We start from the raw sequence: 20,913 nt of genomic DNA on the forward strand, positions 1-20,913 counted from the left end.
TCCCCTATGGCGGCGACGACCGCCGTCCTCGCATCCTCGTGAGTCGGCCTAAGCCTGCGCCTTGTCGCCCTTGATGCTGCGCAGCAGCACGCTGGCCACGTCGACGACCTCGACGTTCTCCTGCTCGCCCTTGCCGGTGACTCCGTCGCCGATCATCGTGTAGCAGAACGGGCAGCCGACCGCGATGGTCTTCGCGCCCGTGGCCAGCGCCTCCTCGGTGCGCTCCACGTTGATCCGCTTGCCGATCTTCTCCTCCATCCACATGCGGGCGCCGCCGGCGCCGCAGCAGAAGGAGCGTTCCGAGTTGCGCGGCATCTCGGTGAGGCCGCCCTCGATGGCGCTGCCGAGGACCTCGCGGGGCGCCTCGAAGACCCGGTTGTGCCGGCCCAGGTAGCAGGGGTCGTGATAGGTGACCCCGCCGTCCACCGGCTGCACCGGGGTGAGCTTGCCCTCGGCGACCAGGTGGGCCAGCAACTGGGTGTGGTGCACGACCTCGACCTTGAGGCCGAGCTGCTCGTACTCGTTGCCGAGGGTGTTGAAGCAGTGCGGGCAGGTCGCGACGATCTTCTTGACCTCGGCCTCCTGCAGCGTCTCCACGTTCTGCTGGGCCAGCATCTGGAAGATGAACTCGTTGCCGATGCGGCGGGCCGGGTCGCCGGAGCAGGTCTCGCCCTCGCCGAGGATGGCGAAGTCGACGCCGGCCTCGTGCAGCAGCGTGGCGACCGCCCGGGTCGTCTTCTTGGCGCGGTCCTCGAAGGCGCCGGCGCAACCGACCCAGAACAGGTACTCGAAGTCGGCCTCGCCGACCCGCTTGATCTCGAAGTCGAGGCCCTTGGTCCAGTCCTCGCGGGTGTTCTGCGGCGCGCCCCAGGGGTTGCCCTTGTTCTCCAGGTTGCGCAGCATGACGCCGGCCTCGGCCGGGAAGTTCGACTCGATCAGCACCTGGTAGCGGCGCATGTCGACGATGTGGTCGACATGCTCGATGTCCACCGGGCACTGCTCGACGCAGGCACCGCAGGTGGTGCAGCTCCACAGCACGTCGGGGTCGATGATGCCGTTCTCGTCGACGCCGCCGATCAACGGCCGGTCGGCCTCAGCGAGCGCCAGCACGTCGACGCCCTTGAGCTGCTCCTCGGTCCCCTTCTCCTCGCCCGTCAGGTCCTTGCCACCGCCGGCGAGCAGATAGGGCGCCTTCGCGTACGCGTGGTCGCGCAGCGACAGCACCAGCAGCTTGGGCGACAGCGGCTTCGCCGTGTTCCAGGCCGGGCACTGCGACTGGCAGCGGCCGCACTCCGTACACGTGGAGAAGTCCAGCAGGCCCTTCCAGGTGAACTGCTCGACCTGGGCGACGCCGAACTGGTCCTTCTCGGGGTCCGCCTCCTCGAAGTCGAGGGGCTTGCCGTCGCTCATCATCGGCTTCAGCGCACCGAGGCCGGAGCCGGCCGGCTTCTCCGGACTGCGCTTGAAGAAGATGTTGAAGAAGGCCAGGAAACGGTGCCAGGCGACGCCCATCGTCACGTTGAGGGCGATGGTGATCAGCCAGCCCATGGAGATGCAGACCTTGACCAGGCCGACCCAGGTGGGGCCGTCCTTCGCGGCGGGCAGCAGCGCGCCGACGCCGTGGCTGAGCGGGGTGGCCCAGGCCGGGTACTCGAAGTGGTCGTTGGCGACCTTGAAGCCGCGGATCAGGAAGCCGCAGATCAGGACGCCGACGATGACGGCCTCGACGAAGTACGCCTGCCACATCGTGGAGCCGGTGAAGCGCGACAGCTTGCGGCGCCCGGGCTTGTGGAGCTGGCGGATCACGATCAGCACCAGGATGCCGGCCAGGCCGAGGATGCCGATCCACTCGGTGACCAGGCCGTAGACCACCCAGTGGCCGACGAGGGGAAGGCCGCCCTCCGGATCCACGATCTCGAAGTACGCCTCGAGCACCAGCAGGAACAGGATCATGAAGGAGACCATCACGAACCAGTGCGCCGCGCCGACCACGCCCCACTTGAGCATCCGGGTGTGGCCCAGCGTCTCGATGAGCATGGTCCGGGTCCGGGTGCCCTTGTTGTCGAAACGCGACGGGTCCGGCTGACCCTGACGGATCACCGCGGTCATGGAGATGACCGCCCGCACCGCCAGGGCGACCGCCACGACGGTAACGGCGCCCGCCAGGACGGTGGCGACGATCTGCGCGATGCCCATCTGCCTTGTGCCTCCTCGGTCGGTGGTGCCGACCTATGTTACCCACGGGTAATCAATCTGCATGCGGGCATGACGGTTGAGTTCGTCTCACCCGGCGTCCGGCGACTGTCCGGCGTCACCTCAGCCGAAAGCGCACCCCGCAGGCAGGACTCGCCTTGGGGGTGCGCGATCGGATCAAAGCAGACTTTACGGTGGCTATCGCCAGCGAGAGAGGATTCCCAGAGAGGCGACCATGCAACCGAAGCCGATGGCCAGGTTCCAGAAGCGCCAGGCCTCGACCGGATACTGCTGCTCCGAGAGGTAGTAGACCACCAACCAGGCGATGCCGAACACGATCAAGAAGACCGCCGAGAAAGGCACCCAGACCGGACTCGGCTTCTTGGACGCGGCCGCCACTGCGGGACGGACATCCGTCGGCGGCGTGTAGACCTTCTTCTTGCGAACCTGTGACTTCGGCACGGCGCTCTCCTGAGGGCGACAAGTGGTGAACAACCCACCCCTGAGCGGCTCCGGGGACCCCGAACGCTGCCCGTGGCGAATACTGTTCGACAGCTAGCGTAGTCAAGCCGGCGCGCACGCAAGCACCCGCCGGTGGGTTTTTCGGACCAGCACGAGAGGAAGACCGACGTGGAGTACACCACGGGGACGCCCTCGTGGCGACTTGTCCTGCGCCGAGCCCTCGGCGGACTTCGGCCGCGACGGCGGGGTCAGCGGCAACGCGGCTGGTCGGTGGGCGTCCCGCTGATCGCGCTCGCGGCGGGTCTGCTCTTCACCACCTCCGCCACCACCGCCGACGGAACGGCCCTGCGCGACGATCGCCGGCCGCAGCTCGCCCAGCTCATCGCGGACAAGCGGGTACGCCTGGAGGCCCGCGAGCGGCAGGCCGGGACGCTGCGCGCGGCGGTCGACGAGGACGCCGCCCGGCTCGCCGACGTCGACGAGCCGGTGAAGGAGGCCCGCCAGCGCGCCGACGGCATGCGGGAACCGGCGGGGTTCACCGGACTGCGCGGTCCCGGCGTCACGGTGACGCTCAACGACTCCTCCCGGCGTACCACCGACGGCGGCACGAACGCACCGCAGAACGACGATCTGGTCGTCCACCAGGGTGACGTCCAGGCGGTGGTGAACGCCCTCTGGGCTGGTGGGGCCGAGGCAATGTCAATCATGGATGTCCGCGTCATCTCCACAAGCGCGGTACGCTGTGTGGGCAACACGCTGCTACTACACGGCCAGGTCTTCTCGCCGCCCTTCAAGATCACGGCAATCGGCGAACCCACGGCGCTGCGTCGGGCGTTGGAGTCCGCAGAGGGAGTCCAGCAATTCCGCGACGCCGTCGCCGACTTCGGCCTCGGCTACACGGAAACCGTCGAGAGGAACGTGACTGTGGGGGCTTACGACGGGTCGAGTGACCTCCGATCCGCCGAGGTCATCGAGTGATGGTGCCGCCGGATACCCCCGAGAGCTGGGCGAACTCGGGTCGGCACCGCGCACCGGACGGCGACGCACAGACGGCGTTCATCCCCCGCATCACGGACGCGTCCCCGGACGGCGTGCCGGGAGGTCCGCTGGAGCCACCGATCGGACTGGGCGGTCCGGCCGTTCCCCACACCGACCCGGTCGTGGCCCGGGCCGCGGCCCGGGCCACGACACCTTCGGTAGGCGCAAACCGCCGGCGCGGAGTCCCCGAGGCGGATGCGGCACCGAGCGCCGGCGCTCGGCAGGAGGCTGTCGTCCGGCCGAGACGCCATGACGATCCGGGCGATGCCGCCCCCCGGCCGCGCAACGAGGCCCCGCAGCGACCGGCGGACGACCGGAACGACGGCCGGCAGCGGCGGGTGCCCGCCCAGGCGAACGGCGTCGTCCAGGGCATCACCGCCGCAGGCGCCCAGGGCGTCACTTCCACGGGCGCGCAGGGCTTCAGCGGCGGCGCGCAGGATCCCGCCGCGACCGCGGTGCTCCGGGCCCCCGACGTGGCTGCCCGCTTGCCCTCCTCCGTACCCGTGAAAACACCCCAAGCCGCGACGGCGGCCGAGGAGGCCCAGCCGAAGCGTGGCGAGCGAGTCGTCAAGCTGCGGCCCGAACAGACAGGTGACGGCTACAAGAGCGTGTATTCCGAGCTGACCCGGCCCACGCTCGGCTCGCGGATCCGGACCGGCATCCGCGTCACCGGCGAGCTGATGATCACTTTCGGCCTGGTCGTGCTGCTTTTCGCCGGCTACGAGGTGTTCGGCAACTCCGCCAAGGTCGAGAACGAGCAGGACACCCTCGCCACCCAGCTCGACGAGCAGTGGAACGACCCCACGGTGGCGCCGAGCGCCGGGCCGACCGCGAAGGCTCCCGCGGCACCGGGCAAGGGCCTGGTGGGACGTCTCTACATTCCCAAGTTCGACATGAAGTGGGTCGTCGTCGACGGCGTACGCCCGCAGGACATCCGGTACGCGCCCGGCCACTACCCGGACACGGCCCAGCCCGGCAGGATCGGCAACTTCTCGGTCGCCGGGCACCGCATCCGCAAGATCTTCTGGCGCCTGGACGAGCTCAAGACCGGCGACGTGATCGGCGTCGAGACCCGCAACAACTGGTACGTCTACAAGGTCACCGCCAGCGAGGTCGTCAAACCGAACCAGGTCGAGGTGGTCGCGCCGGTGCCCGGCCAGCCCGGCAAGAAGGCCACCAAGGCGATGCTGACGCTCACCACGTGCAACCCGAAGTACAACAACTATGAGCGGCTCATCGTGCACGCGGAGCTGGTGGACAGCCTGAAGCGGGATCCCACGCTGCCCGACGCCGGCAAGCCCGCCGAGATGAAGGCGTAGGGAGGGCCCGTGTACGCCTGGATCTGGCGCAAACTCCCCTTCGGCCTGTGGGGCAAGCTGACCGGCTCGCTCGTGCTGGCCCTGACCGCCGGCGCGCTGCTCTGGTACGTCGTCTTCCCGTGGGCGACGCCGCTGCTGCCCTTCGACGACGTGCAGGTCGGCACCGGCACGGAGCAGCAGGGTCCGGTGCCCGGCGGCGGCGCCGACCTCGGACCGGACGAGATCCCGTACGACCTGCACACGAACAATCCCGAACCGTCCGCGAGTTAGGTGTCCCGCGTGCGCATCCTGGTGATCGACAACTACGACTCGTTCGTCTTCAACCTGGTGCAGTATCTCGGCCAGCTCGGCGCCGAGTGCGAGGTGCGCCGCAACGACGAGATCTCGGTCGCCGAGGTCGGCGGCTTCGGCGCCGCGGGGATTCTGCTCTCCCCCGGCCCGGGCACGCCCGAGCGAGCCGGGATCACCATGGACGTGATCCGCGAGTACGCCGGCAAGCTGCCCATGTTCGGCGTCTGCCTCGGCCACCAGGCGATCGGCGCCGCGTTCGGCGCCACGGTGACCCGCGCCCCCGAGCTGCTGCACGGCAAGACGTCGTCGGTGCGGCACAAGGGCGAGGGCGTCCTGGCCGGACTGCCCGACCCGTTCACCGCGACCCGCTACCACTCGCTGGCGGTGGTGCCGGAGACCCTGCCCGAGGAGCTCGAGGCGACCGGCTGGACGGAGTCCGGCGTGGTGATGGCGATGCGCCACCGCTCGCTGCCGATCGAGGGCGTCCAGTTCCACCCCGAGTCGGTGCTCACCGAGGGCGGCCACACCATGCTGGCCAACTGGCTGGCGGCGTGCGGCCTCCCGGAGGCCCTGCTGCGGGCCCCCGAGCTGGCGGCCGAGGTGGAGACCCGCCGGCGGTCCGCCTTCGCCACGGCCTGACCCCTAGGGAGTCTCTCGCGAGAGACTCCCTAGTTGCCGATGATGTCCCCGATGCCCGTGCCGGTGCCGCCGGCGTCGCCGCCGCCGGGCGGGACGTCCGGGTCGGGCGACTGGGAGCCGCTCGGGTCGGGCGTGTCCGGGGCACCGACGAAGAGAGTGATCGCCGACGACGTCGGCCGCTTCTCCTTGCCGGCCGGCGTCTGCCTGAACACCTTGCCCGGCACGGCACCGTCCTCGTTCGTCGGTTCCACCTTGATGTTGGTGAAACCACGGTCCTCGAGAAGCGCCCTGGCCCCCGACTCGTCCTTACCCAGCACGTCGGGGACCTCGACCAGGTTGCCCTTGGACACCCGCACCGTGATCTTCGTGCCGGGATTGACTTCCTTGCCCTCGGACTCGACGAAGATCACTGCTCCCTCGCGGGCATCGTCGTCGAAGTACTCGATGACCGGCACCAGCCCCTCTTTCCTCAGGGCCGTCTCGGCGGCGTCCTGCTGGCCTCCCACCAGATTTCTCGGAACGGTGACCTTCTTCGGACTCTGGCACATGATGAGGGTGATCTGCTGATCGATCCTCAGCGAGCTTTTCGCCGGTGGAATCTGCTCCACGACCGTGTCTTTGCAGTCGTTCGTCGTCTTCGGCGTGCCGGTGACGACGTTCGTGAAGCCCGCCTGCTTCAGCGCGACCTTCGCGTCCTCCTCCGACATCTTGGTCACCGCCGGGACGATCGCCTGCGGAGGCGGCGCGTCCGACTCCTTGTCGCGGTTGGAGATGGCGAGGCCGATGCCGAGGGCGACCACGGCGAGGACGCCGAGGGCCGCCAGCACCGCCATCACCCACGACGACGTCTTGCGCTCCGGCGGCTGCGGGCCGCCGGGGCCGGTCGCCGCGGCCGGGATCGGGCGGGTCATCGCGGTCGGCGCCTGGCCCATCGGGCCGCTCATCGCCATGGTCTCGGCCTCGTTCATCACCGGGGTCGCCATGACGGGACGGCCGGAGACGGCGCGCAGCGCGTCCGCGCGCATCTCCTGCGCGCTCTGGTAGCGGTTCAGCGGATTCTTGGCCAGCGCCTTCAGGACGATCGCGTCGATGTCCGGGGACACCTCGCGGTTGATGTCGCTGGGTGCCTTGGGGTCCTCGCGGACGTGCTGGTACGCCACGCTGACCGGACTGTCGCCGACGAAGGGCGGGTGGCCGACGAGGAGCTCGAAGAGGACACAGCCGGCCGCGTACACGTCGGAACGGGCGTCGACGGACTCGCCGCGGGCCTGTTCCGGGGAGAGATACTGGGCCGTGCCGATGACGGCGCTGGTCTGCGTCATGGTGGTGGCGCCGCTGGCCAGGGCCCGGGCGATGCCGAAGTCCATGACCTTGACCTGCCCGTTCTGCGTGATCATCACGTTCCCGGGCTTGATGTCGCGGTGGATGATGCCGTGCCGGTGGCTGAACTCCAGGGCGGCGCAGATGTCGGCGATCATCTCGAGGGCGCGGCGCGGCTGGATCCGCTGCTCGGCCGCGAGCACCTCCTTGAGGGTGCGCCCGTTGACGAACTCCATGACGATGAACGGCTGCTTCTCACCGGTGGACGACGTCTCCTCGCCGGTGTCGTAGACCGCGACGATCGCGGGGTGGTTCAGAGCCGCGGAATTCTGCGCCTCCCGCCGGAACCGCTCCTGGAAGGTGGCATCCCGGGCGAGGTCGGACCGCAGCATCTTGATCGCCACGTCACGACCGAGCCGGAGGTCACGGCCACGATGCACCTCGGCCATGCCGCCGTAACCGAGCAGCTCGCCGACCTGATACCTGCCACCCAGCAGGCGGGCCTGCGCCGTCATAGCGTCTGTCGTCCTTCGGTCGCGGGATTCGGAATGTGCGGAACACAAACCTGCTTCGTAAGACGGTACGACGGTGCCGCCGCACATGGTTCGACGGTGCCGGCAGCGGTGGGGTTCCCCGACTTCAGCAGGAAGGAAATCACCCCGGCGCAGAGCAGAACCAGCAGGGCGAGAACGACCGCCAGCACGATCAGGACCTGCCGCCCGCCCGAACTGTCGGACTGATTGCCGGGCGTCGCCTGCGGATGCTGCATCGGCGGCGCCGACGGGTGCCGGTACGGCTGCTGCACCGACGGCACGGAAGCCGCGCCCCGCGCGCCCTGCCCACCCGACACCGGCCGGGGCACGGGCGGATACGGCGGTCGCGCCTGTCCGGAATTCGGATGTGCGGGAGAGCCGGGAGTCGGCGCGCCCGAATGCGGCCGGTGGGGCACCGCCGCACCGCCGGAGTGCGGCCGGTTCGGCGCGGGCCCGCCCGACAGCGGGCGGCTGACCGGAGCGGAGCCGTTGACCGCCGGCTGATGCACCTGAGTGGTCAACGAGGAGGCCGCCTGCCGCGCCACCGAGGCCATCGCGGACGCCGTGGGCCAGCGGGCGCCCGGATCCTTGGCCATCGCCCGGTCGACGATCGCGCGTACGGCGGGCGGGATGTCGGCCGGCAACGGCCGCGGGTTGTCCCGGACGTGCTTCATCGCGATCTCGATCGGCGTCGCACCGTCGAACGGTCGGTGCCCGGAGAGGCACTGGTACGCGACGACGCCGAGCGCGTACACGTCGGAGGCCGCCGTGGCGACGGCGCCGGAGGCCTGCTCGGGAGAGATGTAGGAGGCGGTGCCCAGGACCGACCCGGCCACGGTGAGCTGCCCGACGAGCGCCGATCGGGCGATGCCGAAGTCGGTGAGCACCAGCGTGCCGTTCGGGCGTACCAGCAGGTTTCCGGGCTTGACGTCGCGGTGCACGATCCCGTTCGCGTGCGCGGCCTGCAGCGCGTCCGCCGCCTGGGCGACGAGGGCCATGGTGCGCGCCGGGGTGAGGCGGCCCACCCGGCTGAGGGTCCGCGACAGCGCGTCGCCCTCGACGTACTCCATCACCAGGAAGGCGAGCTGCTGGTCGCTGCCGTAGTCGTAGACGTCCACCACGCCGGGGTGGTTGATGGTGGCCATGGTCCGGGCCTCGCCGCGGAAACGCTCGGCGAAGCCGGGCTCGTCCAGCAGGGCGGGCAGCAGGATCTTCACGGCGACCGTACGGCCGAGCACCTCGTCGGTGCCACGCCACACGTCACCCATGCCGCCGCCGGCGATCCGCTCGTCCAGGCGGTACCGGCCACCGAGGGTCACCCCAGGGCTGATCATCTCAGTCCCCTCCCCCGCCGGCAGCGGCCTTCATGATGAGCCCGCCGATCCGGGCGGCCTCGGAGCTGCCGTGGGCGGCGGGAACCCGCTCCATCATGACGCAGACCGCGGAGACCGGCTGACCCTTGTCGTCGAAGGCGAAGCCGATGAACCAGCCGTGCGGGTCCTCGCCCTCGCCGTTCTCCGCCGTACCCGTCTTGCCGCCGACCTCGAACCCGTCGATCCTCGCCTGCGTGCCGGTGCCGTTCTCGACGACGCTGACCATCATGTCCTTGAGGTCGCTGGCGACGTCGTCGCTGATCGGCGTCCGCAGTGTCTCCGGGTTGGCGTTGTAGATCGCCCGCCGGTCGGCGCTCAGCAGCTGCTTCACGAGGTGCGGCCGCATCTGCTGGCCGCCGTTGGCGACGGTGGCCGCCATCATCGCGCCCAGGACGCTGGTCATCCGGACCTCGTTCTGCCCGATCGACGACTGGGCGAGAGCCGCCTGGTCGGTGCTGCCGTCCGGGTTCTGCATCTCACCCATGCGGCTGGCCGCCACGGGCAGCCCGCCGCCCTTCAGGTTGCCGATGGACAGGTCGTCCTGCTCGAAGCCCCACTCCTGGGCCTCCTGCTTGACCTTGTCCCCGCCGAGCTTGACGCCGAGGCGGGCGAAGCCGGTGTTGCAGCTCTCGGTGAGCGCCTGCTTGAGGGTCACCTGGGCTTCGGGACACACGCTGGGCGCAGCGTTCTTGATCGGCTTGCCCGCACCCGGCGCGGTGTAGGAAGCGCTGGCCGGGATCGCGGTGTCCTGCTGGTAGCCGTTCTTCAGCGCCAGCGACGCCATGATGACCTTCATGACCGAGCCGGGCGGATAGTTCTCGGACGTCGCCCGGTTGAGCAGCGGCTTGTCCTTGTCCTTGTCGAGCTCGTTGTAGGCCGCCGTCGCCGCCTTGTTGTCATGGGAGGCCAGCGGGTTGGGATCGAAGCTCGGCATCGACACCATCGCCTGGATGGCGCCCGTCCGCGGGTCGATCGCGACCGCGGAACCCTTCGTCGCCCCGGACTTATTCTTGGTGAGCTGCTTCCAGGCGACTTCCTGCGCCTTCGGGATCAGCGACAGCACGACGTTGCCGCCGCCGGGCTGCTCGCCGGTGAACATGGCGCTGATCCGGTCGGCGAGGAGCTTGTCGCTGGCGCCGGAGAGGAAGTCGTTCTCGCTGCGCTCGATGCCGACCTCGCCGATGTTGACCGGCTTGTATCCGATGACCGGCGCGTACAACTCCTTCTCCGGGTACACCCGCAGGTACTTGAGGGCGCCGTCGGTGGCCTTGCTCTGGGCCAGCGGCTGCTTGCCGGCCTCGATCACCCCGCGCGGCACCTCGTACTCGGCGACCTGCACGCGGCCGTTGTAGTCGCTGGTGCGGTAGTCGTCCGCCTTGTAGGCCTGGACCCAGTTGAGGTTGGCGAAGAGCAGACCGAAGAGGACGAGGATGACCACGCCGGCCTTGCGCAGGGGTGCGTTCACGGCTTGATCACCTCCGTCATGGCGCCGTGCAACTGGACGGGCGGTTGCTTCGGCCCGGTGGGCTGCGCCGCGGGTCCACCCGTCGCGGGCCTGCGGGCGGCGTCCGAGATCCGCAGCAGCATCGCGACGAGCAGCCAGTTCGCCATCAGCGACGAGCCTCCGGCGGACAGGAACGGCGTGGTCTGACCGGTCAGCGGGATCAAACCGGTGATACCACCCAGGATGACGAAGACCTGCAACCCGAGCGTGAACGCCAGGCCGCCGGCCACCAGCTTGCCGAACGAGTCGCGTACGCCCAGAGCCGCGCGCAGGCCGCGCTCGACGATCAGCAGGTAGCAGATGAGCAGGGCGGAGAGGCCGAAGAGGCCGATCTCCTCGCCCATGCCGGCGAAGATGAAGTCGGTGCGCACCTCGGGGACCAGGAGCGGCGACCCGGAGCCCGGGCCGGTGCCGAACATCCCACCCGTGCCGAGGCCGAGCAGCCCCTGGACGAGCTGGAAGCTGCTGCCGAACTCGCGGTAGTAGAACTCCGAGTTGAACGGGTCGAGCCACACCGACGCCCGGTCGTAGAAGTTGGCGAAGGGCCCGCCCACCGACGCACCCAGCAGGTACGCCACGTAGACGCCGCCGAAGAACATCACCAGGCCGATGATCAGCCAGCTCGCGCGCTCGGTGGCGACGTAGAGGGTCACCACGAACAGCCCGAAGTACAGCAGCGCCGTGCCGAGGTCCTTCTCGAAGACGAGAACCAGCAGCGAGAGCAGCCAGACGGTGACGACCGGGCCCAGGTCGCGGCCGCGGGGGAAGTCGATGCCGAGGAACCGGCGGCTGGCCAGCGAGAGCACCTCGCGCTTGCGGACCAGGTAGTAGGCGAAGAAGGAGACCAGCGCCAGCTTGGCGAACTCACCCGGCTGGATCGAGACGCCGCCCACCTTGATCCAGAGGCGGGCGCCGTTGATCTCGGAGATGGACGCCGGCAGGACCGCCGGCAGCATCACCAGGACGATACCGATCAGGCCCAACGTGTACGCGTACCGCGAGACGACCTTGTGATCGCGGACGACGAGCAGCAGCACCGAGGCCAGGATCAGCGCCAGCAGCGTCCACATGAGCTGCTTGCCGCCGGTGCCGCCGAAGACGCCCGGGATCGGCTCCTTCAGGACGATCGCCCGGCCCAGGTCGAGCCGGCGCAGGAACGCGACGCCCAGGCCGTTGATCAGCGCCACCGTCGGGATCAGGATCGGGTCCGCGTGCGCCGCGGTGAAGCGCACGACGAAGTGCAACCCGACGAAAAGGATCCCGAGCAGCGCGGGCGGCACCCAGAATGAGGAGGTGAGCGTGTCGAGCTGACTGGCCTCGACGGTGGCGGCGAAGATCGCCACGATCACCATCGCGAACAGCAGCAGACCGAGCTCCGCGTTGCGCCTCGTGCTCGAGCCCGGGATGCGCGGCATCTCACCCGTGGGTGCGGGTGTGGGAGCCGGGAGGGCGGGCGCGGTCAAGAGGTGATCCCCAGACTTCGGTCGGGCGGGTCGCTCAGTCCACGGGCCGGCACCCGACCGGGTCGCTGGTGACCGGTTGGGTCGAGGCCGAGGGCTGGGCGTCCGGCGTGGTGGCAGGCGCGAGAGCGGGTACCGACGGGGTGGTGCCACGGACGGGAGCCGAGGGTTTGGCGGACGGAACCGGAGGGTTCGCCGTCGGAGTGAGCGTGGGCGGTGCAGTGCTCGGCGCGCACACCGGTTTGAGGTTCGGGTTGGACGCGTCCTCGCTGGTCAGCTCGAGCAGCCGGCGCTGGGCGTCGGGCTTGCTGTCGGCGTGGATGCCCTGCTTGACCCGGTCCTGCGCGACCGTGGTGAGGTCGTCCAGGCGGGCGGTGCTGGTCTCGTGGACACTGGAGAGGTCGAGGCCTGCGATCTGTCCGGGCACGCCCTGGAAGATCGCGAGCTGTCCCTCGTCCGTGGCGCCGACGTAGTACTGCTCCTGGGTGTACTTCCAGCCTGTCCAGAGGCCGCCGCCCAGGAAGGCGAGGAGCAGCAGGACGACGACGGCCGTGCGGACGGGGTGCCGTTTGGGCGGCTCCGGCTCGTCTCGCTCGTACGCCGCGTTCTCGGGCTGCGCCGGCCGGGGCGGCGACTGCAGCGCGGCCGCACGCGCCGCCGCGCTGGAACTGTCGGCCACGGTCGCGTTGCCACGGTCCCGGGCGGCCGCGCCACCGACGATGGGCGCCTGCTCGACGATGTCCGCGTCGGTCGCGTCGGCGACCACGACGGTGATGTTGTCGGGGCCGCCGCCGCGCAGCGCGAGCTGCACCAGACGCTCCACGCAGACCTGCGGATCCGCGATGTCCCGCATGCTCTCGCCGATCGTCTCCGCGCTGACCACGCCGGAAAGACCGTCGCTGCAGATCAGGTAGCGGTCGCCCTTGAGCACCTGGCGGACCGAATACTCCGGGTCGATGTCGCGGCCGTCGAGAGCCCGGGTGAGCAGGGAGCGTTGCGGGTGGCTGCTCGCCTCCTCCGGGCTGATCCGGCCCTCGTCCACGAGCATCTGGACGTACGTGTCGTCCTTGGTGATCTGTGAGAACTCACCCTGGCGCAGCATGTAGGCACGGGAGTCCCCGATGTGCACCATGCCGATCTTGCTGCCGGAGAACAACACGGCGGTCAGCGTCGTGCCCATCCCCTCCAGGTGGGGATTGGCGTCGACGGTGTCCCGGAGCTGCTGGTTGGCCGCACCGACCGCGTGGCGCAGGGCGTCGACGAGGGCATCGCCCGGCACGTCCTCATCCAGCGGGGCCATGGCGGCGATGACGATGTTGCTCGCGACGTCACCGGCGGCCATGCCGCCCATGCCGTCGGCGACGGCGAGCAGCCGCGGTCCGGCGTAGACGGAATCCTGGTTTCCGTCTCGGATCAGACCGCGGTCACTCTGGGCGGCGTAGCGCAGGGTCAGGGTCATGGCCGTAACTCGAGAGAAGTGCGGCCGATCCGGATCGGCACGCCAAGGGGGACGGGAGTAGGTCCGGAGACCTTACCCCGATCGAGATAGGTCCCGTTCGTCGAGCCGAGATCCTCGACGAACCACTGTCCGTCACGGGGTACGAGCCGGGCGTGGCGGGCGGACGCGAAGTCGTCGGTGATGACGAGCGTCGAGTCCTCGGCGCGCCCTATCGTGATCTGTGCCTCACCGAGCGTGATCCGTGTGCCGGCCAACTGCCCGGCGGTCACGACAAGCTGCCGCGCCGCCTTGCCCCGCTTCGCCTTCGCCGGCCGGCCAGGACTCATCACCCCGCCGACCCCGCGGGGCGAGGCGACGATGCTCTTGGACCGGACACCGGCGAAAAGGTCCTTCCGGATGACCCCGACCACCGTGAACACGAAGATCCACAGCAGGATGAGGAACCCGAAACGGGCGACGGTGAGGACGAATTCGGGCAAGGTGGCTAGCCGTCCACTCGGAACGTCAACGTGGTGGTGCCCAACTGGATCATGTCGCCCGGGTTGAGCGCCACCGCCGACACCCGCTGGCCGTTGACCATGGTGCCGTTCGTCGAACCGAGATCGGTCAGCACCACCTGGCTGCCGTCGTAGTCCAGACGGGCGTGCCGGCGCGAGATGCCGACATCCGGCAGACGCAGGTTCGCCTGGTCACCTCGGCCGATGACGGTCGAACCCATCTGCAACGGATAGGTACGCCCGTCGCCCGAGACCAGGCCGACGTTACGACCGTTGTGCCCGTGCTGGTATCCGCCCGGCTGCTGGTCGTACGGCGAGTAGGCGGGCTGGGCGTCGTACGCCGGCTGCTGCACCGGGGCGACCTCGCCGCCGGTGTACACCTCCGCCGTCACCCGGAACATGCCCGTGTCGAGCCCGTCGCCGCGCTCGATCTCGACGATGACGTCGCCGTACACCGTCCAGGCCTGCTCGCCGATGAACTCCGCCTGCGACTGCGCCAGCTCCTGCGCCAGCGCGGCGGCATACGGCGCCAGCCTGCTGTGGTCGTACGGCGAAAGATCGATCACGTAACGGTTCGGCACGAGAGTCCGGCCACCGGCGAGGATAGCCTTGTGTGCCTCGGCCTCCCGCTGCATGGCATTCAGAATCTCCACTGGGTGCACGACACCCTTGAACACCTTCGCGAAGGCCCCCTCGACCAGGCCTTCCAACCGCTTCTCAAAGCGCTGCAGCACGCTCACCGGCTCCTCCTCGGGTTCCGAGGACATGATGGTATCCGGCCGCCGCTTGCGCATCTTCGCGACGAGCGACCGGTCGCTCCTGACCCTCGTATAGCGGCCCCTGACGCCGTGCTAATCTTCCCTGGCGTCACGGGCGGTACTTGCTCGCGATGTAACGAGGGACAGCGTAATCTGTTCCGGCTGATGCAGTGCCACGGGGATGTGGCGGAATGGCAGACGCGCACGGTTCAGGTCCGTGTGTCCGAAAGGACGTGGGGGTTCAACTCCCCCCATCCCCACGAGTGTCCGGGTGGTCCCTGTCCGCAGAACGCGCGGACCTGGGGCCACTCGTCATATCTGCTCCGGGGCCGAGCCCCCGGAAGCCCCACGGTGCGGTGGCCGCCTTGGTGGGGTTGGTCACTCTGGGTGACTCGTGCGGCTGCGCCACCCTTGATTCGGGCTTCGGGAGCTTGGTTGGGGCTTCGCCCCTTGCCCCCTTGTTCCCTTGCCCCGCTCCCTTGTCCCCTGGGTGCTCTCTGAGCTCTTGCCTTGGCGGTGAGTTCGTTGGGGGGTGGGGTTGGGCGGGTTATGCTCTCGTCTGGTTTTTTGGTGTCGAGACCCTCTGGAGAGTTCGCTCGTGGCCGTTGCTTTGGTGACCGGATCAGGTGGGCTCATCGGGTCCGAGGCGGTGCGGCACTTCGCCGGGCTGGGGCTTGATGTTGTCGGGATCGACAACGACATGCGGCAGGAATTCTTCGGGGCCGAGGCTTCGACGGCGTGGAATGTGCAGCGGTTGACCGCCGAGCTGGGATCGGCGTACGAGCACCACGGGGTGGACATCCGGGACCGGGATGCGGTGGCTCGGATCTTCCAGCGGTACGGCAAGGACATCGCCGTGGTGATCCATGCAGCGGCACAGCCGTCGCATGACTGGGCCGTGCGGGATCCGTACACGGACTTCGATGTCAACGCCGGTGGGACGCTGACGATGCTGCAGAACACGCGGGAGCACTGCATCGAGGCGCCGTTCATCCACTGCTCCACCAACAAGGTGTACGGGGACACCCCGAACCGGTTGCCGCTGGTCGAGCAGGAGACGCGGTGGGAGCTCGACCCGGCCCATCCGTACTACGACGGCATCACCGAGGGCATGTCGATCGATGCGTGTCTGCACTCGATCTTCGGCGCCTCGAAGGTCGCGGCCGATGTGATGGCCCAGGAGTACGGCCGTTACTTCGGGATGAAGACGGCGATCTTCCGCGGGGGCACGCTCACCGGGCCGGCCCACTCCGCGACCGAGCTGCACGGTTTCCTCGGCTACGTCATGCGGGCGAACATGGAGCGGCGCACGTACCGGATCTTCGGCTACAAGGGCAAGCAGGTCCGCGACGCGATCCACAGCCACGACGTGCTGAGCGCGTTCGAGGCGTTCTTCCGCAATCCGGGCTCGGCGAAGGTGTACAACCTCGGCGGTGGGCGGCACTCGAACTGCTCGAACCTCGAGGCGTTCGCCCTGGCGGAGAAGATCAGCGGCACTCCGATGATCACGGAGTACGTGGACGACAACCGCATCGGCGACCACCAGTGGTGGATCGGTTCGATGGCCGCCTTCCAGGACGACTACCCGGAGTGGAAGCAGGTCTACGACGTACCGATGATCCTGCAGGAGATCTACGAGGCCAACGTCGACAAGTGGGTTCCGGCTTCATGATCGACCAGGGCAAGCGCAACGTCCTCGGCGTCCTGGTCGACGCCGTCGACTACGAGGCCGCCACCGCCCGGATCATCGAGGCGGCCCGGGAGCGCCGGCACTACGCCGTCACCGCGCTCGCCGTGCACGGCGTGATGACCGGCGTCCAGGACAAAGCGCACAACGCCCGCCTCAACTCGTTCGACCTCGTGACGCCGGACGGCCAGCCCGTCCGCGGCGCCCTCAACCTCCTGCACCGGGCCGGCCTCGGCGACCGCGTCTACGGCCCGGAGCTCACCCTGCGGGTGCTGCGTCAGGCCGCGGATGAGGGCCTGCCGGTCTACCTGTACGGGTCAACCGAATCCACCCTGGACAAACTGATCCCCGCGCTGGAGAAGATGTTTCCGGCGCTGAAGATCGCCGGCGTCGAGTCCTCCAAGTTCCGCAGCAACCGGCCCGGCGAAGAGGCCGAGATCGCCGACCGGATCAAGGCGTCGGGGGCTCGGATCGTCCTGGTCGGCCTCGGCTGCCCGCGCCAGGAGGTCTGGGCGCACGCGATGCGGCCGTTGCTGGACATGCCGCTGCTCGCGGTGGGCGCGGCCTTCGACTACCACGCGGGCCTGCTGAAGAACCCGCCGCCGTGGATGCAGAAGTACTCGCTGGAGTGGCTGTGGCGGCTCGGGCTCGAGCCCAAGCGGCTGTGGAAGCGCTACCTCCTGCTGAACCCGGCCTACCTCTCGCGGCTCGCCGTGCAGAAGGCGGGCGTGTGGAAGGCCGCGCCGCCGGCCGGAACGAGCGAGCCGGTGCAGACCTTCGCCGTCTGAGGGCCCATCCGCGGCCGGGTGGAACCGGGCGGTGCCGGGATCCCCGCCGCGTCGCGGGTGGGATCCCGGCCGACCTCCCCAGGTCGTGCCCGTCGCCTCCGGCGTGCGGCCCCTGGTTGGCCTGAGTCCCTCTGCGTCGCCGGTGTCTTGGCACCCGACACTAGGACACGCATCACGGCCGCAACAGGGGGCATTGTCCGCTTCGCCCATTGGAATGAGAACGCGCCGTAACGTCTCGACAACACCACGTCACGGCGATGCCCCTAAGGGACGCCGATCCGGTGATATCCCGGTTTTGCGGGTTGCGCGACTGGTGAAGTCTGTCGATGTGAACACCACGACGGACCTCATCCTGGCCGGCACCCTCGCCGCGGTCTGGCTCGCCGCCGGACTGGTCGCCGACGTGCTCCCGGGCGCACACACGGCCCGCGCGCTCCGGCAACGGACCCGCGCGCTGTCCATGATGGCCGGTGCCGGGGTCGCGGTGTTCGTCGCCGTGCTCCTGGTGACGGTTCTGGCGCCGGGCGAGTCCACGGCGCCGGCGGCGGCGCTGCTCCCCGCCGTACCCGCGCTTCTGGTGGTGACCGTGACCGCGCGGCGGCTCACTCACATCCGGCGCGGCGTCAATGCGTTCGCCACGGCGCCGCTGGCGCCGGCGCCGCCGGCACTGCTGGCCGCCGCCGCCCATCCGCTGGTCGCCGCGCCGCTGCAGGTGACCGGCCTGGCAGCGACGATCGGCGTCGCATCGGTGGCCGGTGTGATCGAGGTGCCGGGAACGGGTGTCACCGGCGGAGCGCTCACCGCGGCCGCCGTGATCGTGGTCGTGCTCACGGCGCGCCACGCCGTGCGGCACAGCCGGCTCAGCGTGGCCGCGCTCGCGCCGCTGTCCCATGGCCGGCTTCACGCCCGGCCGACGGCGCAGCCGAAGGCCGAGGTCGAAGTTTCACCGCCGGTGCCGGCCGCCCCGGAGGTCATGGTCGGTTAGCCGGCGCTACTGGCGCTTGGCTTCCTGCACGTAGAGCAGCTCGAGAATCGAGCGGGCCGCCTCGAACCAGCGGTCCAGCCACTCGGACGGCGGCAACGCACCCCGGACCGGAAGCTCCAGCAGCAGACCACGCAGCAGCGGGTGATCCGCCATCGACTGTGAGGGTGCCGCGTCGACCCAGCCGCCCGGCGAGAACACCGGCTCGGTGAGGCCCTGCATGTCCAGCGAGGGCAGCTTCGCCGCACGGTCCAGCGCGCTGGTCGGTTCGATCGGGGTACGGGTCGGCAGGCCCGACGGGGACAGGCTCGGCCCGCTGCTGCGCGACACCAGTTCGCCGTCGCCGTTCTCGGCCGCGAGCGCGGCCTCGCGCCGGTTCTGCCGGTACGCGCTGACGCCGCCGCTGAAGCGGTCCTGCGCGGTCGACGTCCCGTTGCTCAGATTGTCGGAACCCATCGTCATTGTTTTCGCCTTGCCTCGCTCGTTGAGTTGACCCTGCCCGCACCGTCACGCGAGGGGGACGGTCAGCCGTACGGGCAAAGCAGCGTTACGCCGGCGCGGTCCGGTCCGCGCTTAAGGCGTTCAACGAGGAGACCCCCGAGGGGCGACGGTGCAAATACGGCGAAATGCCGCGGATGCCCTCTGCCCTCTCGGCGAGGGCTACGAGTGCCCTCTCGGCGAGGGCTACGGGTGGGCCGAACCGGTCGGCGACCACGCTCCGCCGACGGAGCGAGAGCGGTCGTCGGCCGGTCCGGCGCCGTCCCCCCGCAGGGCCACAACCCGGCGCTCGGCCGCCTACAGGTCGAACTCGCCGTCCTTGGCGCCGCCGACGAAGGCGTCCCATTCCTCCGCGGTGAAGATCAATGCGGGTCCCGTCGGGTTCTTCGAGTCGCGTACGGCGATGGCCTCGTCCACGAAGGCCACCTCGACGCAGTTGTCGCAGTTGGGGCCGCTGCGCGTGCTCTTGAACCACTCCGCGCGGCTCAGATCGATCCGGAAACCCTTGGTCTCGACTTCCACAATGGCTCCTCTGCCAGCATTACGATCATGTTCTTGGACTCCTCAGGTGAGAGGGCCGTCGCCTGGATGGTGTCGAAGATGGAGTTGTACTTGCGGAGTTCGTCGGTCTTCTCCAGGAACAGACCGCCCGTCGCGTTCTCGGCGAACACCACATTCGGGTCCTCGGCATCGGGGAAGTCGAGGATCGCGAAGGTGCCGTCCATGCCGGCGTGGGCGCCCACCGCGAACGGCAGGATCTGGAGGGTCACGTTCGGCAGCTCGGTCATCTCGGCCAATCGCAGCAATTGATCTCGCATGACCTCGTCGCCGCCGACCGGCCGGCTCAGCACCGCCTCATCGAGCACCACCCAAAGATCGATCGGATCGTCCTGAATCAATAACGCTTGGCGAGCCATTCGGACTCGTACCCGTTGCTCTATTTCCTGTTCGCTGTCACCCAATCGGGCGGACCGAATCATGGCAATTGCATACCTGTCGGTCTGCAGAAGTCCGGGCACGACCTGCTGCTCATACGCCCGGATCGACTTGGCCGCCGCCTCGAGCCCCACATAAGCGCCGGTCAGCACCGTGCTGAAGGGATGCCACCATCCCTTTTGCCGCGCCTCCCGTGAAATCTGCACTAATTCGTCGGATTCCGCGCCATTAATGCCGTAAATGTCCAACATGTCCTTGACATCGCGCGGGGTGGCGCTGGTGTGCCCGGTCTCGATCCGGGACACTTTGGACGGTGAGCAGCCCAGCCGATCGGCGACCACCTCGATCGTCACGCCCGCGGCGTCGCGGTATCTGCGCAGTTCAGCACCGAGTCGGCGACGACGGATAGTGGGGCTGCGGCGCGGATTCACGCTTACCTCCGAAGGTGCGGCGGGAACGACGACGCGCTCCGCCGTACGATGCCTGTCGGGTCTCAGTCTCTCTGTTGATCTCTTGATCCTTCAAGCGTCGACAGTGATCACTTAGTCACGGACGGCTGACATGCAACTTGCATCGATCCCAGGCGTGGTGCAATCTTTCGGTATGGCGGAAGTCACTCAATGCCCCCGGTGACGACGCCAGCCCGACAACCCGCCCCTCGCGGGAGTCGGCTCCGACCGATGTCCTACGTGGACTTCACGAAGTCGCGGGGTCCTGGCGGGGACCGACGGCGGCGCCCGGCACAGTGGTGGGATTGGCATCCCCTCGACGTTGCCAAGGCGTACGAGCCGGGCACACTGGAACATCTGTGTTCGGTAACGGCAAAACGGTGTTTGCCTCGAGACTGGTTTCAGGACAGGAGTTGACGTGCTTCCTCGGTCCGGCGATGTCATACACGTGACGAAGGCGGCGAGCGTCCAATTCTCGGCGCCGATGCTTTTCCGGGTCATCCGCGTTCACGACTGGCCGACGTACGAGGGTTGGATCTGGCTGGACGGCTACGAGCTCAACTCCTCGGGCGACGCGGTGGAGCGCCGATCGATCTTCGTGCAGTTGAGTGGCCTTCGCCAGGTCGGCAAGGCACCCGACCCCCGCACCCGCAACGGCCGACAGCCGGGCATGAGCTCGGGCGTCGTCCCCGCCCGGGCCATGCGCGCCAACCGCTGAGCCGGGCCG

Annotated in this window: 20 protein-coding genes and 1 tRNA gene; 9 read left to right on the forward strand and 12 right to left on the reverse strand. The window is 69.0% G+C overall.

Annotated elements, in window-relative coordinates; all coding sequences use genetic code 11:
* Positions 1 to 48 precede the first annotated feature (48 nt).
* The gene (locus EDD30_RS19325; RefSeq protein WP_071805038.1) at positions 49 to 2,196 is read right to left on the reverse strand and encodes a (Fe-S)-binding protein; all 2,148 of its coding nucleotides are present in this window, start codon (positions 2,194 to 2,196) and stop codon (positions 49 to 51) included.
* Between the two features lie 195 nt (positions 2,197 to 2,391).
* Entirely contained in the window at positions 2,392 to 2,655 is a 264-nt protein-coding gene (locus EDD30_RS19330; RefSeq protein WP_071805039.1) for a cell division protein CrgA, read from the reverse strand.
* A 168-nt stretch (positions 2,656 to 2,823) separates the two neighbouring features.
* On the opposite strand from EDD30_RS19330, the gene EDD30_RS19335 reads away from it, so the two are divergent.
* From EDD30_RS19335 to EDD30_RS19350, 4 genes are read left to right on the forward strand one after another with little or no spacing between them, the layout of a single operon-like run.
* Positions 2,824 to 3,633: a DUF881 domain-containing protein gene (locus tag EDD30_RS19335; protein WP_071805040.1), complete on the forward strand. Its 810-nt coding sequence runs from the start codon at positions 2,824 to 2,826 to the stop codon at positions 3,631 to 3,633.
* The gene (locus EDD30_RS19340; RefSeq protein ID WP_123678362.1) at positions 3,633 to 5,012 is read left to right on the forward strand and encodes a class E sortase; all 1,380 of its coding nucleotides are present in this window, start codon (positions 3,633 to 3,635) and stop codon (positions 5,010 to 5,012) included. Before EDD30_RS19335 ends, EDD30_RS19340 begins: the two co-directional genes overlap by 1 nt.
* A gap of 9 nt (positions 5,013 to 5,021) precedes the next feature.
* Positions 5,022 to 5,282 carry a hypothetical protein gene (locus EDD30_RS19345; protein WP_071804052.1) on the forward strand — a complete coding sequence of 87 codons (261 nt, stop codon included), beginning with the start codon at positions 5,022 to 5,024 and terminating at the stop codon, positions 5,280 to 5,282.
* 9 nt (positions 5,283 to 5,291) lie between these two features.
* Positions 5,292 to 5,942 (forward strand): aminodeoxychorismate/anthranilate synthase component II, encoded by a 651-nt coding sequence (locus EDD30_RS19350; RefSeq protein ID WP_071804067.1) that lies wholly within the window; start codon positions 5,292 to 5,294, stop codon positions 5,940 to 5,942.
* Between the two features lie 29 nt (positions 5,943 to 5,971).
* On the opposite strand, the gene pknB is transcribed toward EDD30_RS19350, so the two are convergent.
* The 7 genes from pknB to EDD30_RS19385 form a co-directional block, all read right to left on the reverse strand.
* Positions 5,972 to 7,777, reverse strand: a complete 1,806-nt coding sequence (gene pknB, locus EDD30_RS19355) for a Stk1 family PASTA domain-containing Ser/Thr kinase (protein ID WP_071804050.1) — start codon at positions 7,775 to 7,777, stop codon at positions 5,972 to 5,974.
* A complete protein-coding gene (locus tag EDD30_RS19360) occupies positions 7,774 to 9,129 on the reverse strand; it encodes a serine/threonine-protein kinase (protein WP_071804048.1) in 1,356 nt (451 codons plus the stop codon). Before EDD30_RS19360 ends, pknB begins: the two co-directional genes overlap by 4 nt.
* 1 nt (position 9,130) lies before the next feature.
* A complete protein-coding gene (locus EDD30_RS19365; RefSeq protein WP_071804046.1) occupies positions 9,131 to 10,633 on the reverse strand; it encodes a peptidoglycan D,D-transpeptidase FtsI family protein in 1,503 nt (500 codons plus the stop codon).
* Positions 10,630 to 12,087 carry an FtsW/RodA/SpoVE family cell cycle protein gene (locus tag EDD30_RS19370; RefSeq protein WP_123678363.1) on the reverse strand — a complete coding sequence of 486 codons (1,458 nt, stop codon included), beginning with the start codon at positions 12,085 to 12,087 and terminating at the stop codon, positions 10,630 to 10,632. The genes EDD30_RS19365 and EDD30_RS19370 overlap by 4 nt, the downstream gene beginning before the upstream one ends.
* A gap of 82 nt (positions 12,088 to 12,169) precedes the next feature.
* The gene (locus EDD30_RS19375) at positions 12,170 to 13,591 is read right to left on the reverse strand and encodes a PP2C family protein-serine/threonine phosphatase (RefSeq protein WP_071804042.1); all 1,422 of its coding nucleotides are present in this window, start codon (positions 13,589 to 13,591) and stop codon (positions 12,170 to 12,172) included.
* Positions 13,588 to 14,070 carry an FHA domain-containing protein FhaB/FipA gene (locus tag EDD30_RS19380; protein ID WP_071804040.1) on the reverse strand — a complete coding sequence of 161 codons (483 nt, stop codon included), beginning with the start codon at positions 14,068 to 14,070 and terminating at the stop codon, positions 13,588 to 13,590. The genes EDD30_RS19375 and EDD30_RS19380 overlap by 4 nt, the downstream gene beginning before the upstream one ends.
* Before the next feature lie 5 nt (positions 14,071 to 14,075).
* The gene (locus EDD30_RS19385) at positions 14,076 to 14,855 is read right to left on the reverse strand and encodes an FHA domain-containing protein (protein ID WP_071804065.1); all 780 of its coding nucleotides are present in this window, start codon (positions 14,853 to 14,855) and stop codon (positions 14,076 to 14,078) included.
* A gap of 168 nt (positions 14,856 to 15,023) precedes the next feature.
* On the opposite strand from EDD30_RS19385, the gene EDD30_RS19390 reads away from it, so the two are divergent.
* The 4 genes from EDD30_RS19390 to EDD30_RS19405 all read left to right on the forward strand — a co-directional run bounded on the left by EDD30_RS19390 (position 15,024) and on the right by EDD30_RS19405 (position 18,306).
* Positions 15,024 to 15,106: transfer RNA gene (locus EDD30_RS19390), tRNA-Leu, on the forward strand.
* Between the two features lie 338 nt (positions 15,107 to 15,444).
* Positions 15,445 to 16,518, forward strand: coding sequence for an NAD-dependent epimerase/dehydratase family protein (locus EDD30_RS19395; RefSeq protein WP_071804038.1), 1,074 nt, complete (start codon positions 15,445 to 15,447; stop codon positions 16,516 to 16,518).
* Complete coding sequence (locus EDD30_RS19400; protein WP_071804036.1) at positions 16,500 to 17,321, forward strand: WecB/TagA/CpsF family glycosyltransferase; 822 nt, start codon at positions 16,500 to 16,502, stop codon at positions 17,319 to 17,321. Before EDD30_RS19395 ends, EDD30_RS19400 begins: the two co-directional genes overlap by 19 nt.
* 328 nt (positions 17,322 to 17,649) lie before the next feature.
* Positions 17,650 to 18,306: a hypothetical protein gene (locus EDD30_RS19405; protein ID WP_071804034.1), complete on the forward strand. Its 657-nt coding sequence runs from the start codon at positions 17,650 to 17,652 to the stop codon at positions 18,304 to 18,306.
* Positions 18,307 to 18,312: 6 nt separating this feature from the next.
* Here the strand turns inward: EDD30_RS19405 and EDD30_RS19410 are convergent, their stop codons facing one another.
* From EDD30_RS19410 to EDD30_RS19420, 3 genes are all read right to left on the reverse strand, one after another.
* A complete protein-coding gene (locus EDD30_RS19410) occupies positions 18,313 to 18,765 on the reverse strand; it encodes a hypothetical protein (protein ID WP_071804032.1) in 453 nt (150 codons plus the stop codon).
* A 333-nt stretch (positions 18,766 to 19,098) separates the two neighbouring features.
* Positions 19,099 to 19,323: a DUF397 domain-containing protein gene (locus EDD30_RS19415; protein WP_071804030.1), complete on the reverse strand. Its 225-nt coding sequence runs from the start codon at positions 19,321 to 19,323 to the stop codon at positions 19,099 to 19,101.
* On the reverse strand, positions 19,287 to 20,168 hold the full coding sequence (locus EDD30_RS19420) for a helix-turn-helix domain-containing protein (protein ID WP_071804028.1): 882 nt from the start codon (positions 20,166 to 20,168) through the stop codon (positions 19,287 to 19,289). The genes EDD30_RS19415 and EDD30_RS19420 overlap by 37 nt, the downstream gene beginning before the upstream one ends.
* Positions 20,169 to 20,604: 436 nt before the next feature.
* On the opposite strand from EDD30_RS19420, the gene EDD30_RS19425 reads away from it, so the two are divergent.
* Positions 20,605 to 20,904 (forward strand): hypothetical protein, encoded by a 300-nt coding sequence (locus tag EDD30_RS19425; RefSeq protein ID WP_071804026.1) that lies wholly within the window; start codon positions 20,605 to 20,607, stop codon positions 20,902 to 20,904.
* Positions 20,905 to 20,913 lie beyond the last annotated feature (9 nt).

It is taken from the genome of Couchioplanes caeruleus (assembly GCF_003751945.1).
Classification (GTDB): domain Bacteria; phylum Actinomycetota; class Actinomycetes; order Mycobacteriales; family Micromonosporaceae; genus Actinoplanes; species Actinoplanes caeruleus.

What these genes read in the sequence shown, in the direction of transcription:
- EDD30_RS19325 (WP_071805038.1), bottom strand. Translation starts at nt 2,196, where the DNA reads ATGGGCATCGCGCAGATCGTCGCCACCGTCCTGGCGGGCGCCGTTACC.
- EDD30_RS19375 (WP_071804042.1), bottom strand. Translation starts at nt 13,591, where the DNA reads ATGACCCTGACCCTGCGCTACGCCGCCCAGAGTGACCGCGGTCTGATC.
- EDD30_RS19340 (WP_123678362.1), top strand. Translation starts at nt 3,633, where the DNA reads ATGGTGCCGCCGGATACCCCCGAGAGCTGGGCGAACTCGGGTCGGCAC.
- EDD30_RS19385 (WP_071804065.1), bottom strand. Translation starts at nt 14,855, where the DNA reads ATGTCCTCGGAACCCGAGGAGGAGCCGGTGAGCGTGCTGCAGCGCTTT.
- EDD30_RS19410 (WP_071804032.1), bottom strand. Translation starts at nt 18,765, where the DNA reads ATGACGATGGGTTCCGACAATCTGAGCAACGGGACGTCGACCGCGCAG.
- EDD30_RS19360 (WP_071804048.1), bottom strand. Translation starts at nt 9,129, where the DNA reads ATGATCAGCCCTGGGGTGACCCTCGGTGGCCGGTACCGCCTGGACGAG.
- EDD30_RS19370 (WP_123678363.1), bottom strand. Translation starts at nt 12,087, where the DNA reads ATGCCGCGCATCCCGGGCTCGAGCACGAGGCGCAACGCGGAGCTCGGT.
- pknB (WP_071804050.1), bottom strand. Translation starts at nt 7,777, where the DNA reads ATGACGGCGCAGGCCCGCCTGCTGGGTGGCAGGTATCAGGTCGGCGAG.